The organism is Jiella avicenniae, assembly GCF_021390325.1.
Classification (GTDB): Bacteria; Pseudomonadota; Alphaproteobacteria; order Rhizobiales; family Rhizobiaceae; genus Jiella; species Jiella avicenniae.
The window spans coordinates 128,472-142,913 of sequence record NZ_JAJUWU010000004.1 but is presented as its reverse complement, the minus strand read 5'-3'; the positions used below and the strand labels follow the sequence as shown (position 1 = coordinate 142,913).

Below are 14,442 nucleotides of genomic sequence, written 5' to 3'. Positions count from 1 at the left end.
GGCGAAGGCCGCCTTCCCCCGGAACCGGCATGTCGATGTGCCGTCGCCCTTACTAGGTCCCTTTCGGGAATTTTGATGGCGACGGCCGAGGCTTCTTTCGGTCAGAGCATCTGGCTGGGGTCGAAATTCAGCAAGACTTCCGACCAGGTGTCGTATTTCTCCGGCGGCAGCTTATAGGGCGCGCAGCGGATCACCGCCCTGAGCGCCGCCTCGCCCGCCGCCCGCTCGATGGTCGAACCGCTGCCGCCGTCGACGAGTTCCGGCCGTCCTTCCAGTCCGCCGGAGGGATCGAGGCGCATGCGGATCGTCACCCGCAGCGATCCGGCCTCGGAAACGCCCGCCGGCGGCGACCAGCATTGGCTGACCTGACCGCGCAGGGCGTCGAGTTCGCTCATCGACAGCTTGGCACCGGTGCGCCGGTCGCCGCCGAGCGAGGCCTGCTGCTGCGAGCGTTTCGCCCCGCCGCCGGCCGACTTCTCCTTGTTGAGAAGCGCGGCGATCTTGTCCGGATCGAAATCGCTGTCGTTGTCGGCCGCCTGGACCGGCTTTTCGACCGGCTTTTCCGGCTTCTTCGTCTCGGTCTGCGCCGGCCGCGGCGGGCTCGGCCGAACCTGCGGCACGGGGCCGCGGTCGGGCAGCGAGGCGACCTGCGGCGCCTCGGGCGCCGGGGTCGGTTTCTGCTCGGGCTCGGGCTGCGGCTCGGGCTTTTCTTCCGGCTGGGCCTCGGCGGTGGCGATCGCCTCTTCGATCGGATCGGCCTCGGCCGGCGTCGGCTCGGCCGGCGCCGGCTCCTCAGGCTGGGCGCTCTCCGCCGGCTGCGGCTGCGGCTCGGGCCGCGGCGTCGGCACGGCCTGCGGAACCGGCTCTGGGCTCGGCTCGGGCTGCGGCGGCGGGGCGGCGGCGACGGGTGCGGCGGTCTGCTCGACGGCCCGCTCCCGCTCGGTCGGCGTCGGCGGGGAATCGAGATCGACGGAATTCTCGCCGACATTCTGCGCCGCGTCGTCGGTGGCCGGCTTCTCGGTCGGCTCCGGAGCCGGCGTCTCGGTGACGGGGGCGTCCTTCTTGCCGATCAGCGACTGGGAATATTCCTCGACCGGGACGAGTTCGACCGGCAGCGACTCGACGTTGGCGACCTCGAACGGCTCGGGCGCGCTCAAGGCCCACAGCCCCCAGGTGAGGACCACGGCATGCAGGACAGTCGAGACGACGACGCCGGCTTTCATCTGAGGCTCGGTCTCCGAACTCCGCTCATAGCGCCTTGGTGTCCTGATCGGTGACGAGGCCGATGTTCTTGAAACCCGCCGCGTTGATGCGGCCCATGACCTGCATCACCGTGCCGTAGTCCGCCGTGCGGTCGCCCTTGACGAAGATGCGTTCCTGGTAGCCGGTCTTGGCGATCTGCTCGAGCTTGGGCACCACCTCCTCGACGGCGATCTCGGTCTCGTTGATGTAGACCTGCCCCTGCGCGTTGACGGAAATGGTGATCGGCTGCTGCTCGGAATTCAGCGCCTTGGCCTGGGTCTTGGGGAGTTCGATCGGCACGCCGACCGTCAGCATCGGCGCGGCGACCATGAAGATGATCAACAGAACGAGCATCACGTCGACCATCGGGGTGACGTTGATCTCGCTCATCGGGGCCCGGCGCGAACGGCCGCGTCGCGACCGCCTGGCGCCGCCACTGCCCGTCGACATTCCCATGGTTCATCCCCTCAAACACGTCCGGCGCAACCCCTGCACCGGCCAGGTATCGATCCGGTATGGTTTCGGCGAAGCCCCGCGGCGACGCGGGGCGCCCGATCCGGCCTCAGCGCGGCGTCAGCTTTTCGTCGATCTGCCGCGACAGGATGGCGGAGAACTCGTCGGCGAAGGCTTCGAGCCGCATGCCGAGTTTGCCGGCGTCGGCCGACAGCTTGTTGTAGGCGATGACCGCCGGAATCGCCGCGACGAGGCCGATGGCCGTCGCCAGAAGCGCTTCGGCGATGCCGGGCGCGACGACGGCAAGGCTCGTCTGCTGCGAGCCGGCGATCGCCTGGAAGGAGGTCATGATGCCGATCACCGTACCGAACAGGCCGATGAACGGTGCCGCAGAACCCACCGTGGCGAGAAAGCCGAGCCGCGATTCGAGGCCGTCCATCTCGCGGGCGAGCGTCACGTCCATGGCCTTTTCGATGCGCTGCTGCAGCCCGATCGGCGAGCGCGCGCCCTTCTCGAAGGACTTCTTCCACTCGCGCATCGCCGCGACGAACAGCGCGCCCATGCCGCTGGTGCGCCGTTCCGACAGGGTGTGATAAAGCTCTTCGAGCGACTGGCCGGACCAGAAGTGGCTCTCGAACTTGTTCAGCTGGCGCCGGAACGAGCCGTAGCGCATCGACTTGTCGATGATGATCGCCCAGGACCATACCGAGGCGACGACCAGTCCGATCATCACCAGCTTGACGATGAAGCCCGCCTGCCAGAACAGATCCCAGAGGGACACGGATCCGGCGGCCGACAGCGCTTCCTGAGCGATTTGCCCATCCATTTTCTGATCAAGCCCCTCAAAACCAATCGACCATCGGTCGCGGAAACGCCGCTCCGCCCGATGCTTCCCGTTTCACCGCCTCCCTTGCCGGAGCGGTCGGCCGTTCGCCACCTGCCGCGATCGCGAGCCGGCGCCATGCGAATGCCGCGTCTCGGACGCCCGATCCGCAGACGGCCTCCTCACGCGCCAGCCGTCCGGGCGGCGCGAACCGTCTCCCCCACCCGCTTTCACAATGGATTCCGGTGAAAGCATGGCGAAATCGACTCAAATCCGCCGCTTCTACTTCTGGACCAGCTATGGTTAACAAGCGGTTACGCCGCGCCGTCAATCTGCATCTCGCCGCGCGGTGCCGGCCGATCACTGCCGGGCAGGCGAGCCCGCATCGTCGAGATCCCGCGCCAGCACCTCCAGCACCGGCGCCGGCATCCGCATCGGCTTTCCCTCCGGCGAGATAACCGCGACCTTGACGTCGGCCTCGACGAGAAGCTCCTCGCCGCGCCGGATCGCCTGGTCGAGGAGAATGCGCGCCCCGCCGAGCTGGCGGGTCCTCGTCGTCACGGTGAGGACGTCGTCGATCCGCGCCGGCCGCAGGAAGTCGATCTCCATGCGCCGGACGGCGAAAGCCATCGGAGCGCCGAACGCGCCCGCGGCGAGTTCGCGGTGGCCGATCCCCTTCAGCCGCAGGAAGTCCGACCGCCCCCGCTCCAGAAAATGCAGATAGCGGGCGTGGTAGACGACGCCGGAAAAATCCGTGTCCTCGAAATAGACCCGGACGTCGAGGCGGTGTCCCCCGTCCTCCAGCCAGCCGGCGATGTCGTGATTGGTTTTCATCTCGAACGATTTTTCGTCTTTGCCATCATGGCCTTGGCAGGGAGTCCGGGTTTTTCTCGAAATTTGGCCCGGCCTGATGTCATCGGCCTGTCACGCAAGGTCAGGAAGAACGGCGCGTTCACGAACCCTTCATTGCCGGGAGGCATGCCCATGCCGCGCCATATCATCGCCGCTCTTCTGACGACCACGGTTCTTTCCGCCGCAGGCGTCGCCAAGGCCGATCAGGTTTTCAATCGCATCGCATCCTTTCCGGTCGCGAGCAACCTGCCGGCCGATGCCGATCCGAAGCAGGAGACCTCCGCCGAGATCATCACCGTGAGCCGGGACGGCAACACGCTGATCTATTCCGACAGCCCGGCCGGCGGCATCGGCATGGTCGACATCACCGACGAGAAGGCGCCGAAGCCCGCCGGCTTCATCCCGATGCAGGGCGAGCCGACCTCGGTCGCCGTCGCCGGACCGGACGTCCTCGTCGGCGTCAACACCTCCGAGAGCTTCACCGAGCCGTCGGGCCGCCTCGCGGTCGTCAGCGTCTCGGACAAGAAGGAGATCGCCTCCTGTGACCTCGGCGGCCAGCCGGACTCCGTCGCGGTGTCGAAGGACGGCAAGTTCGCCGCCGTCGCCATCGAGAACGAGCGCGACGAGGATCTGAACGACGGCGCGCTGCCGCAGATGCCGGCCGGCTACGTCACCATCTTCGACCTCAAGGACGGCGCGCCGGACTGCGGCACGATGAAAAAGGTCGAGATGACCGGTCTTTCCGACATCGGCGGCGACGATCCGGAGCCGGAATTCGTCGACTTCAATGCGAAGAACGAAATCGCCGTCACCCTGCAGGAGAACAACGCCGTCGTCATCGTCGATGCGGCCACCGGCACGGTGACGAACCACTTCTCCGCCGGCACCGTCGACCTCAAGAACGTCGACGCCGAGGACAATGGCGAGATCGCGCTGACGGACTCGCAGGAGGGCCGCCGGCGCGAGCCGGACGCGGTGCAGTGGATCGACGACGACCGGCTGATCACCGCCAACGAGGGCGACTACGAGGGCGGCTCGCGCTCCTTCACGGTCTGGAACAAGGACGGCACGATCGTCTACGAAAGCGGCCCGGCCTATGAATACGAGCTCGTCCGCGCCGGCCACTATCCGGACAAGCGCTCCGACGCCAAGGGCATCGAGCCGGAGGGCCTCGAAGTCGCGAAATTCGGCGACGAGACCTATGCCTTCGTCCTCTCCGAGCGCGGCTCGACCGTCGGCGTCTACGACGTGACCGAGGGCGATCCGAAGTTCGTCCAGCTACTGCCGTCGGGTATCGCGCCGGAGGGCGCCGTCGCCATCCCGGCCCGCAATCTCCTCGTCACCGCCAACGAGTCCGACCTCGTCGAGGACGGCGGCGCGCGCTCCCACGTCATGCTCTACGAGCTTGCCGAGGGCACGCCCGCCTATCCGATGATCGTTTCCGAGGATCAGGACGGCCTGCCGCTCGGCTGGGGCGCGCTCTCCGGCCTCGCCGGCGATCCGGACGACGCCGCGAAGCTCCACGCGGTGTCGGATTCCTTCTACAAGAACCAGCCCCGCATCTTCACGATCGACGTCTCCTCCAAACCGGCAAAGATCACCGGCGCGATGACCGTGACCAAGGACGGCGAGCCGGCGAAGAAGCTCGACCTCGAAGGCATCACCGCCGACGGCAAGGGCGGCTTCTGGCTGGCGAGCGAGGGCAATCCCGAAAAGGAAATCCCCCACCAGATCCTGCATGTCGACGGCAAGGGCGCCATCATCGAAGCCGTGCCGATGCCCAAGGAGCTGACCGACCAGTCGACCCGCTTCGGCGCCGAGGGCATCACCATGGACGGCGACCGCCTCTGGATCGCCATCCAGCGCGAGTGGAAGGACGATCCGAAAGGCACCGTCAAGCTCCTTACCTACGAGCCGGGCTCGAAGACCTGGAACGCCGTGCGATATCCGCTCGACGAGGCGGAAACGGGCTGGGTCGGTCTGTCGGAAATCACCGCCCATGACGGTGCGCTCTACATCCTCGAACGCGACAACCAGATCGGCGCGGCCGCCAGGGAGAAGAAGCTCTTCAAGGTGTCGCTCGACGGCGTGACGCCGGGCGCGATCGGCTCGGACCTGCCGACGGTGGCGAAGGAAGAGATCCACGACTTCCTGCCCGACCTCGAGGCCACCGGCGGGTATGTCGTCGACAAGATCGAAGGCTTCACCTTCGCCAAGGACGGCACCGCCTATGCGGTGACGGACAATGACGGCGTCGACGACTCCTCGGGCGAGACGCTGTTCTTCGAGGTCGATCTCGGCTCGTCGATGTAAGGAGCGAAATCCACGGATAGAAGCCGCCGGCGCCACCTTGCGCAGGCGGCTTCATGATGTGTGCTGTCCGATCCGGTCCGACCGATTTTGGTTGCCTTTCGTCGTGGCCAAGATCGCAGGTTCTTTTCCACGCCTTGGCAAGTTGCTATCGTTCGCGCCGTTCCGGTGGACGGCGTGCAGTCGAAGGCGGACCGGAAAGGACGTTTCGAGATGGCCGTAGCCAAGCACGAGCCGATGTCGGCGGATCGCTTTCTCGCCTGGATCCAAATCCAGGAAGAGCGTTACGAACTCGCGGACGGCCTCGTGGTTCGGATGATGGCTGGGGCCAAGGAAAGCCACAACGTCGTCACGACGAACATCGTCGTCTCGCTGGCACCCCATGCGAAACGTCATGGTTGCCGAACGACATCGAGCGACACCGCCGTCAGGACCGGTCCCTCGGGCATCCGATTTCCTGACGTCGTCGTCGATTGCGGCGCTCCGGACGCCAATGCGAAGGAGGCATCACGCCCGACAATCGTCGTCGAAGTCTCGTCTCCCGGAACGCTCACGACGGATCTGGCAGACAAGTTGGAAGAATACCGGGGACGCGACGACATCCGGGTGATCGCGCTCGTCGAGCCGGACGTCGTGTCGGTGAGGGTCTATCGCCGCGATCCGAACGGCATCTGGTCCATCGAGAAATACGACGAACTGGCCGACACGATCGATCTGCCGGAGATAGGCACCCATCTGCCCCTTTCCGAGATCTACGACACGCTCACTCCGAAACAGAGGCCGGAACTACGCATGGCGGATCACACCACAGATGCTGCGACGCGCTGAGGCAGATACTCTCGGGGCTCCCATGCGAAGCGAGGCGAGCCCGATGGTGCCCTCACTCAAATATCCAGATTCGCCACCTTCAGCGCGTTGTCCTGGATGAATTCGCGGCGCGGCTCGACTTCGTCGCCCATCAGCTTGGCGAACATCTCGTCGGCATCGGTCGCGTCCTGCACCCTGACGCGGACGAGGGTGCGGGCCTCCGGATCGAGGGTGGTCTCCCACAGCTGCTCGGGATTCATCTCCCCGAGGCCCTTGTAGCGCTGGGTGGCGATGCCCTTCCGGCCGACCTCGAAGACGGCGATGAGAAGCTCCAGCGGCCCGGCGATCGGCCGCTCGGTCTCCTTGCGCCTGAGCACCGGGACACCGCCGTCATAGACCTCCTTCAGCCGCGGCGCGTGGCGCATCAGCTGCAGCGCGTCGGCGGAATGAAGAAGGCCCGCGTCGAGGATGCGAAGCTCGGTGACGCCGCGCACCACGCGGGTGAAGCGATAGCCGCCGTCGGCCGCCTCGCCGGTCCAGCCGCGTTCGGTCTCTTCGGCGATGAGGTCAAGCCGCTCGGCGATGCGCCCCGCCGTGGCGGGTCCCTCCTGCGGATGGTCGGCGACCTCCGGTGCCAGAGCGCCGAGGATCGCCGCCTGCTCGACGACGGAGCGGTCGTAGCGCGAATGCAGGCCGTTGAGCACCTGGCGGACCGCCAGAGCATCGTCGACGACGCCGCGAAGGTCGCGGGCGGTGCGGACCTCGCCGTTCGGCAGGGTCAGCGAGGCGTCGTCGAGGCCGCCCTCGATCAGGTAGTTTTCGAGCGCCTTCTCGTCCTTCAGATACTGGCTCTGCTTGCCGCGCGTCACCTTGTAGAGCGGCGGCTGGGCGATGAAGACGTGGCCGCGCTCGATCAGGACCGGCATCTGCCGGAAGAAGAAGGTGAGGAGCAGCGTGCGGATATGGGCGCCGTCGACGTCGGCGTCCGTCATGATGATAATCTTGTGGTAGCGCAGCTTGTCCGGGTTGAACTCGTCCTTGCCGATCGAGGTGCCGAGCGCGGTGATCAGCGTGCCGATCTGGTCGGAGCCGAGCATGCGGTCGAAGCGGGCCCGCTCGACATTGAGGATCTTGCCGCGCAGCGGCAGGATCGCCTGGTTCTGGCGGGACCGCGCGCCCTTGGCCGAGCCGCCGGCGGAATCGCCCTCGACGATGAAGATCTCCGATTTCGCCGGATCGCGCTCCTGGCAGTCGGCGAGCTTGCCGGGCAGCGAGGTGATGTCGAGCGCGCCCTTGCGGCGGGTGAGGTCGCGCGCCTTGCGCGCCGCCTCGCGGGCGGAAGCCGCCTCGACGACCTTGCCGATCACCACCTTGGCTTCCTGCGGATGCTCCTCCAGCCAGGTGGAGAGCGCCTCGTTGATGAGGTTTTCGACCACCGGCCGCACTTCGGACGAGACCAGCTTGTCCTTGGTCTGGGAGGAGAATTTCGGGTCAGGCACCTTGACGGAGAGGACGCAGGTCAGGCCTTCGCGGCAGTCGTCGCCGGTCAGCGAGACCTTCTCCTTCTTCAAAATGCCGGAGGCCTCGGCATAGCCGGTCACCTGGCGGGTCAGTGCGCCGCGGAAGCCGGCCATGTGGGTGCCGCCGTCACGCTGGGGGATGTTGTTGGTGAAGCAGAGCACCGTCTCGTTGTAGCTGTCGTTCCACCACAGCGCCGCCTCGACGACGATGCCGTCCTTCTCGCCCGTGGTGACGATCGGCTCGGGGATCAGCGGCTTGCGCGAGCGGTCGAGATACCGGGTGAAGGCCTCGAGCCCGCCCTCGTAGAACAGTTCGATCTTCTTCTCGTCGGCCGGCCGCTTGTCGGTCAGGACGATGCGCACGCCCGAATTCAGGAAGGCCAGTTCGCGCAGGCGATGTTCGAGGGTTCCGTAGTCGAAGCTGGTGACGCCCTTGAAGGTCTCGAAGGACGGCATGAAGGTGATCGCCGTGCCGGTCTCGCCGCCGGCATCGCCCGTCACCGCCAGCGGCGCATCGGGCACGCCGTGGGTGAAGGACATCTCGTGGATCTGGCCCTTGCGCCTGATCTTCATCTTCAGCGTGCTCGACAGGGCGTTCACCACCGAGACGCCGACGCCGTGCAGACCGCCGGAGACCTTGTAGGAATTCTGGTCGAACTTACCGCCGGCATGGAGCTGGGTCATGATGACCTCGGCCGCCGAGACGCCCTCGCCCGTATGCACGTCCGTCGGAATGCCGCGGCCGTTGTCGGTGACGGTGCAGGAGCCGTCGGCGTTGAGCGTCACGGTCACCAGCGTCGCATGGCCGGCCAGGGCCTCGTCGATGGCGTTGTCGACCACCTCGTAGACCATGTGATGCAGGCCCGAGCCGTCGTCGGTGTCGCCGATATACATGCCGGGGCGCTTGCGCACGGCATCCAGACCCTTCAATACCTTGATCGAATCGGCGCCGTATTCGGCATTGGCAAGGGGATCGGTCTCGGGGATGGCTGACATGATGGTCCTTGGTCTCGGGCCGGCCGCAAGAGGCTCGCGAATCGGCCGGATTTGAAGCTTTTATATAGGGATTCATCCCCGTTGGCGAAAGCGCCTCCATCGCGCCGTCGCCCCCCTCACCGCCCGGGCAGGCATTGCGCCGCAGCCGGCCGCCGCGGGCGCCGCTGATGCGCCGCCCGCACGAGCTCTCAGATCCCATGAAAGGACGCCGAATCCGTGACCGAACCGACGCTCGACGATTTCGCCTTCAAGACCCGCGACAAGCTGCGCTACGGCGACACCGACCGGCTCGGTCACGTCAACAACGCCGTTTTCTCGACTTTCTTCGAGACCGGCCGGGTCGAACTCCTGCATGTCGGCGAAGCACCGCCGCCCCCCGGCACGGCCTTCGTTCTGGCGCGCATCACCATCGACTTTCGCCGCGAAGTGAACTGGCCGGGCGAGGTCGTGATCGGCACCGGGGTCGAACGGATCGGCACGAGTTCGATCCGGCTGCGGCAGGCGCTGTTCCAGAACGAACGCCTCTGTGCGAGCGCCGAGACGGTGATCGTGCTGATGGACGAGGCGACGCGCAAGTCCACCCCGCTGCCGCAGGAGACGCGCGAACGGCTGTCGGCGCTGGCGATCGGAACGGCGGGCGAGGCCGGCGGCTGATCGTTGAGGCCACGGGCCGGGACCACGGGCGCCCGACCGCTTCTCGCCCCTCCGCGACGATCGCTGCGCTCGACGCGTTGCCCGGGCCCACCCATATGACCGGAAGAGTGCCGCCCACCGTGATCCGACATGCGACGGGCCGGGCGGCCGCCGTCAACACATGCGAGCAGCGATCATGTCCAACACAGCCACGGCGCCTGCGGCGCCCCGGCCCGCCGAGACGCCCGCGGGCCGCCCGTTCCGCGCGCCGGCGCCGGTGCCGCATTCCCAGCCGCTCGGCTTTGCGAGCTTCATCCGCACCGCCACGCGCAATCCGATCGAGATCTGGGGCACGCGCGCCTTCAAGGAGCCTTATATCCGCGGCGCCTGGCTCGGCGTGCCGAACGTCGTCGTCAACGATCCCGCCGGCATCCGCTACTGCCTGGTCGAAAACGCCAAAAACTACGTGATGCAGCCGCTGCGCCAGCGCATCCTGCGTCCGCTCCTGCGCGACGGGCTCCTCACCGCCGAGGGCGAACTCTGGCGGCGCACCCGCAAGGCGATCGCGCCGGTGTTCACGCCGCGCCATATCGCCGGATTCACCGAGCAGATGGAAGCCCGCTCGTTACTCTTCGCCGAAAATCTCGCGGCCCGTAGCGAGGGGCGCACCGTCGACGCCTCGCACGAGATGACGCTTCTCACCTTCGACATTCTCCAGGAAACACTGTTTTCCGGCGACATCGCCTCGGAGCCGGAGGGCTTTGCCCGCTCGACCCGCGACTTCCTCGGCTCGATGGGCCGGGTCGATCCGCTCGACCTTCTGAACGCACCGGCCTTTCTCCCCCGCCTGCGCCGGCTGCGCGGCCGCAAGTCGATGAACTTCTTCCGCTCCCTCATCGCCGAGACGATCGAAAAGCGCCGCGACAGGCTGGCGCGCGATCCGGACGGCACGCCCAACGATCTCCTGACACTCCTCATCAAGGCCGAAGGGCTGTCGAACGAGGAGATCGAGGACAACATCATCACCTTCATCGGCGCCGGCCACGAGACGACCGCCCGCTCGCTCGCCTGGACGCTGTATCTTCTCAGCCAGGCGCCGGACGAACGGGCACTGGTCGAGAAGGAGATCGACGAGGTGCTGCCGACGCTGACCCATCCGAGCCAGTGGTCGGACGCCCTCGTCCACACCAAGGCCGCCTTCGAAGAGGCGATGCGGCTCTATCCGCCCGCCCCCTCGCTCAACCGCACGGCGCTCAAACCCGACCGGGTCGGCGACGTCGACATTCCCGCCGGCTCGACCCTCCTCGTCATGCCCTGGCTCGTCCATCGCCACGAAATGCTGTGGGACCGGCCGGACCATTTCATGCCGAGTCGATTCCTGCCGGAGAACCGCGACAGGATCGACCGCTACCAGTATCTGCCCTTCGGTGTCGGCCCGCGGGTCTGCATCGGCGCGAGTTTCGCCATCCAGGAGGGGGTCATCGCCCTGGCGCTGCTCCTGAAACATCTGCGTTTCGACTATGACGGGCGAAAGCCGCCGGAGGTCGTCCAGCGGATCACCGTCCAGCCGGACGGCGGCCTGCCGATGCGCCTGTCTCGTCGGCGGTGATCGTGGGCCTGTAGCGCGGCGGGGGCTGGCCGATCGTGCCGCGATCGTCATTTGCGATCGTGGCGGTTTTGTCCTATATGACCGACCGTGGTCTTGCTTTGATGCGCATTCCGCTTTGCCTTCAGGTCCTGAAGCGGGCACGTCAGACGCTTTGACACACCGGTCATCCCGGTTTCGCCGATCGTTCGGGACGAAACGCTCTTGGGGATGCCTCGGTCCGAATCGGTCGCGGAAGGCGCTGGCCTTCCAGGAGCGACTTGCGGGCCGCCGGTGCGTTCGATCCGCCAGTGATGGCAAGACGTCGATGCTCCCCTGCAAAGGCAGAGCGAGCCGAGGCATGGACGGTCGCAAGGCCGACCGCGCGGTGGGCAGGAAGTGGCCGGTCAGCCGGTCGTTCGGCGTTGCCGCGAAGAAGAATGAGCAAGGCGCGGAAGCTCCGCGATGCCGCAGGGCGTCGTCTCCCGCGTTTCAAACCGTAGCCGGAGCCGTCGGCCGACCGCCGTCGGCTCCCGTCGTTGAGGAAGAGAAGGGAGTCGCTTTGAAAGTCGACGTTCGAGACAACAATGTTGATCAGGCCCTGCGCGCGCTGAAGAAGAAGCTGCAGCGCGAGGGCGTTTTCCGCGAGATGAAGGCGCGCCGCGCCTATGAGAAGCCTTCCGAGCGCCGCGCCCGCGAGAAGCAGCAGGCGATCCGCCGTTCGCGCAAGCTTGCCCGCAAGCAGGCGCAGCGCGAAGGTCTGCTGCCCGGGCCGAAGCGCCGCGCCGCCGGCTGAGCCATACGGCTAAGCATCTCCGCCGGAACGATCAGCCGACGGGATCATTCGCCCCTCGAAGCAGCGCGGCAGACGGCATCTGAACGACCGAGGGCCGCGCCGCAAGCCATCAGGGCGTGAGGCGGGCCGACCGGCAGACATCTCCGCAAGGCGCCGGGCCGGCCGGTCCGACGCAGGAGACCGGGAGCATTTCCGCCCGCCCCGCGCGGCCCCGTGATCGAAACCGATCGCCGGACCGCGCGGGGCGCGGCGTTTTTGGGCAGATCGCGCCCGCCTTCGCTCGCAACGCGATCTGGAGGCCCATTTTGATCCCCACCTGGCTGCACGTTCTGGCGATCGTCGCGCTCGTCGTCGGCGCCCTCTCCGCCCTCTACATTCTGATCGATACGCGGCGCGATCCCCAGCACATGGCGATCATGAACGTCGTCTGGCCGATCACCGGCCTTTATGCCGGGCCGCTCGCCGTCTGGGCCTATCGCAAATGGGGCAAGCTCGCCGCCCATAGCCGCGCGATGCCGGCGATGGAGGCGGACGAGCCGATGCCCTCGAAGACCGAGACGCCCCATTACGCCAGCGTCGGCAAGGGTGCCGCCCATTGTGGTGCCGGCTGCACCCTCGGCGACATCTGCGCCGAATGGCTGGCCTTCCTCATCCCCGCCATCGCGGTCTGGTTCGGCTGGCAGAGCCTGTTTTCCGAGAAGATTTTCGCCGTCTGGATCCTCGACTATATCCTCGCCTTCGGCTTCGGCATCGTTTTCCAGTATTTCGCCATCAAGCCGATGAACGAGGACATGTCCCCCGGCCAGGGCATCGTCGCGGCGCTGAAGGCCGACACCTTGTCGCTGACGTCCTGGCAGGTCGGCATGTACGGCTTCATGGCGATCGCCCATTTCTGGATCTTCGGCAGCCTCATCGGCGTCAAGCTCGAGGTCGACAGCGTCGAGTTCTGGTTCATGATGCAGATCGCCATGCTCTGCGGCTTCCTCACCGCCTATCCGGTCAACATCTGGCTGATCGACAAGGGCATCAAGGAGGCGATGTAGGGGGGATAGGTCGCGCGTTCGCTGGGGCCGGCTGCGATCGTCCCGCAGATCCTTGTCTCAAGTATGCGCCGAGGCACCCCCCTCTGCCCTGCCGGGCATCTCCCCCACAAGGGGGGAGATCGACCTTGCGCGACTGCCTCTCGATCCTTTGATGCGTTGATGCTCTGGCATGGTCGTCGATAACAGCATCGACGCCGACAGGGATCGGCCGCCCCCAAAACCGCCGATCTCACCCCTTGTGGGGGAGATGCCCGGCAGGGCAGAGGGGGGCGAGCTGCCGAAACGCTCGCCCAAAAGGGCTCGAAGCCCTTCCTCAAATTTCCAACACGATCTTGCCGAAATGCGCACCGGACTCCTCGTGCCGGAAGGCATCGGCGATCTCGGGGAGGCCGAAGCTCCGATCGATCGCCGGCTTGACGCCCGTCGCCTCCAGCGCCCGGACGAAATCCCGCTGATGGGTGCGGCTGCCGACGATGAGGCCCTTCAGCGTCTGCTGCTTCGCCATCAGCGCCGCCGTCGGCACTTCGCCGGAGCGGCCGGTCAGGACGCCGATCAGGGCGATGTGGCCGGCGATGCGGCAGGCGGTGATCGACTGGCCGAGGGTCTTCGGTCCGCCGACCTCCACGACGACGTCCGCGCCGCGGCCGTCGGTCAGGTCGAGGACCACCTTCCCCCAGTCCTCGGTGGTCTCGTAGTTGATCACATGATCGGCGCCGAGGCTCGTCAGCCGTTCGAGCTTTGCGTCCGACGAAGAGGTCGAGATCACCCGCGCGCCCATCGCCTTGGCGATCTGCAGCGCGAAGATCGAAACGCCGCCGGTGCCGAGCGTCAGCACCGTGTCGCCCGCCTTCAGGCCGCCGTCGACGACGAGCGCCCGCCAAGCCGTCAGGCCCGCCGTCGTCAGGGTCGCCGCCTCGGCATGGCCGTAGCCCTTGGGCGCATGGGTGAACCAGGTCGCCGGCCGGACCACCGCCTCGCGGGCATAACCGTCGACGCCGTCACCGGGCGTCGTGGTGAAATCGGCGACGGCCGCTTCGCCATCCTGCCACTTCGGAAAAAAGCCCGAGACGACGTGATCGCCGGGCCGGAATTCGTCGACCCCCTCGCCGACCGCCTCGACCTCGCCGGCCCCGTCGGACATCGGGATGCGGCCGTCCGCGGTCGGCATCTTTCCGGAGACGACGCCGTAATCGTGGAAATTGAGCGAACTCGCCCGCAGCCGGACGCGGATCTCGCCCGGCCGCGGATCGCCGGGATCTTCCATCTCGACGAGGGAAAGACGGTCGAGACCGCCGGGCTTTGCCAGTTTGATGGCCTTCATCGGATCATGTCCTCTTCCATGTCTCGGGCGGTCCGAAACGAGGCCGGAACCGCCGGTATCG

The 14,442-nt window shown here is 66.8% G+C and carries 12 protein-coding genes; 6 read left to right on the top strand and 6 right to left on the bottom strand.

The window, feature by feature from the left end:
- Positions 1-101 precede the first annotated feature (101 nt).
- The 4 genes from LZD57_RS05075 to ybgC all read right to left on the bottom strand — a co-directional run bounded on the left by LZD57_RS05075 (position 102) and on the right by ybgC (position 3,352).
- Positions 102-1,223, bottom strand: a complete 1,122-nt coding sequence (locus LZD57_RS05075; protein ID WP_233718151.1) for a hypothetical protein — start codon at positions 1,221-1,223, stop codon at positions 102-104.
- 25 nt (positions 1,224-1,248) lie between these two features.
- Positions 1,249-1,698 (bottom strand): protein TolR, encoded by a 450-nt coding sequence (gene tolR / locus LZD57_RS05070; protein WP_233718149.1) that lies wholly within the window; start codon positions 1,696-1,698, stop codon positions 1,249-1,251.
- Positions 1,699-1,804: 106 nt separating this feature from the next.
- Positions 1,805-2,509 carry a protein TolQ gene (gene tolQ, locus LZD57_RS05065; protein ID WP_233718620.1) on the bottom strand — a complete coding sequence of 235 codons (705 nt, stop codon included), beginning with the start codon at positions 2,507-2,509 and terminating at the stop codon, positions 1,805-1,807.
- A gap of 369 nt (positions 2,510-2,878) precedes the next feature.
- Positions 2,879-3,352, bottom strand: coding sequence for a tol-pal system-associated acyl-CoA thioesterase (gene ybgC, locus LZD57_RS05060; protein WP_233718147.1), 474 nt, complete (start codon positions 3,350-3,352; stop codon positions 2,879-2,881).
- Positions 3,353-3,502: 150 nt separating this feature from the next.
- Between ybgC and LZD57_RS05055 the strand changes: the two genes are divergently transcribed.
- On the top strand, positions 3,503-5,683 hold the full coding sequence (locus LZD57_RS05055; protein WP_233718145.1) for an esterase-like activity of phytase family protein: 2,181 nt from the start codon (positions 3,503-3,505) through the stop codon (positions 5,681-5,683).
- A 60-nt stretch (positions 5,684-5,743) separates the two neighbouring features.
- The gene (locus LZD57_RS05050) at positions 5,744-6,508 is read left to right on the top strand and encodes a Uma2 family endonuclease (protein WP_233718143.1); all 765 of its coding nucleotides are present in this window, start codon (positions 5,744-5,746) and stop codon (positions 6,506-6,508) included.
- A gap of 56 nt (positions 6,509-6,564) precedes the next feature.
- On the opposite strand, the gene gyrB is transcribed toward LZD57_RS05050, so the two are convergent.
- Positions 6,565-9,003, bottom strand: coding sequence for a DNA topoisomerase (ATP-hydrolyzing) subunit B (gene gyrB / locus LZD57_RS05045; RefSeq protein WP_233718141.1), 2,439 nt, complete (start codon positions 9,001-9,003; stop codon positions 6,565-6,567).
- A gap of 216 nt (positions 9,004-9,219) precedes the next feature.
- Between gyrB and LZD57_RS05040 the strand changes: the two genes are divergently transcribed.
- From LZD57_RS05040 to LZD57_RS05025, 4 genes are all read left to right on the top strand, one after another.
- A complete protein-coding gene (locus LZD57_RS05040) occupies positions 9,220-9,657 on the top strand; it encodes an acyl-CoA thioesterase (protein ID WP_233718139.1) in 438 nt (145 codons plus the stop codon).
- 175 nt (positions 9,658-9,832) lie between these two features.
- Complete coding sequence (locus LZD57_RS05035) at positions 9,833-11,245, top strand: cytochrome P450 (RefSeq protein WP_233718138.1); 1,413 nt, start codon at positions 9,833-9,835, stop codon at positions 11,243-11,245.
- Positions 11,246-11,783: 538 nt separating this feature from the next.
- On the top strand, positions 11,784-12,017 hold the full coding sequence (rpsU, locus tag LZD57_RS24125; protein WP_338034684.1) for a 30S ribosomal protein S21: 234 nt from the start codon (positions 11,784-11,786) through the stop codon (positions 12,015-12,017).
- A gap of 305 nt (positions 12,018-12,322) precedes the next feature.
- Complete coding sequence (locus tag LZD57_RS05025) at positions 12,323-13,060, top strand: DUF4396 domain-containing protein (protein WP_233718135.1); 738 nt, start codon at positions 12,323-12,325, stop codon at positions 13,058-13,060.
- Positions 13,061-13,373: 313 nt separating this feature from the next.
- Here the strand turns inward: LZD57_RS05025 and LZD57_RS05020 are convergent, their stop codons facing one another.
- Complete coding sequence (locus tag LZD57_RS05020) at positions 13,374-14,381, bottom strand: zinc-dependent alcohol dehydrogenase family protein (protein ID WP_233718134.1); 1,008 nt, start codon at positions 14,379-14,381, stop codon at positions 13,374-13,376.
- Positions 14,382-14,442: the final 61 nt, after the last annotated feature.

Coding starts and splice junctions, on each gene's coding strand:
- tolR (WP_233718149.1), bottom strand. CDS start 1,698: ATGGGAATGTCGACGGGCAGTGGCGGCGCCAGGCGGTCGCGACGCGGC.
- ybgC (WP_233718147.1), bottom strand. CDS start 3,352: ATGAAAACCAATCACGACATCGCCGGCTGGCTGGAGGACGGGGGACAC.
- LZD57_RS05035 (WP_233718138.1), top strand. CDS start 9,833: ATGTCCAACACAGCCACGGCGCCTGCGGCGCCCCGGCCCGCCGAGACG.
- LZD57_RS05055 (WP_233718145.1), top strand. CDS start 3,503: ATGCCGCGCCATATCATCGCCGCTCTTCTGACGACCACGGTTCTTTCC.
- LZD57_RS05020 (WP_233718134.1), bottom strand. CDS start 14,381: ATGAAGGCCATCAAACTGGCAAAGCCCGGCGGTCTCGACCGTCTTTCC.
- LZD57_RS05075 (WP_233718151.1), bottom strand. CDS start 1,223: ATGAAAGCCGGCGTCGTCGTCTCGACTGTCCTGCATGCCGTGGTCCTC.
- gyrB (WP_233718141.1), bottom strand. CDS start 9,003: ATGTCAGCCATCCCCGAGACCGATCCCCTTGCCAATGCCGAATACGGC.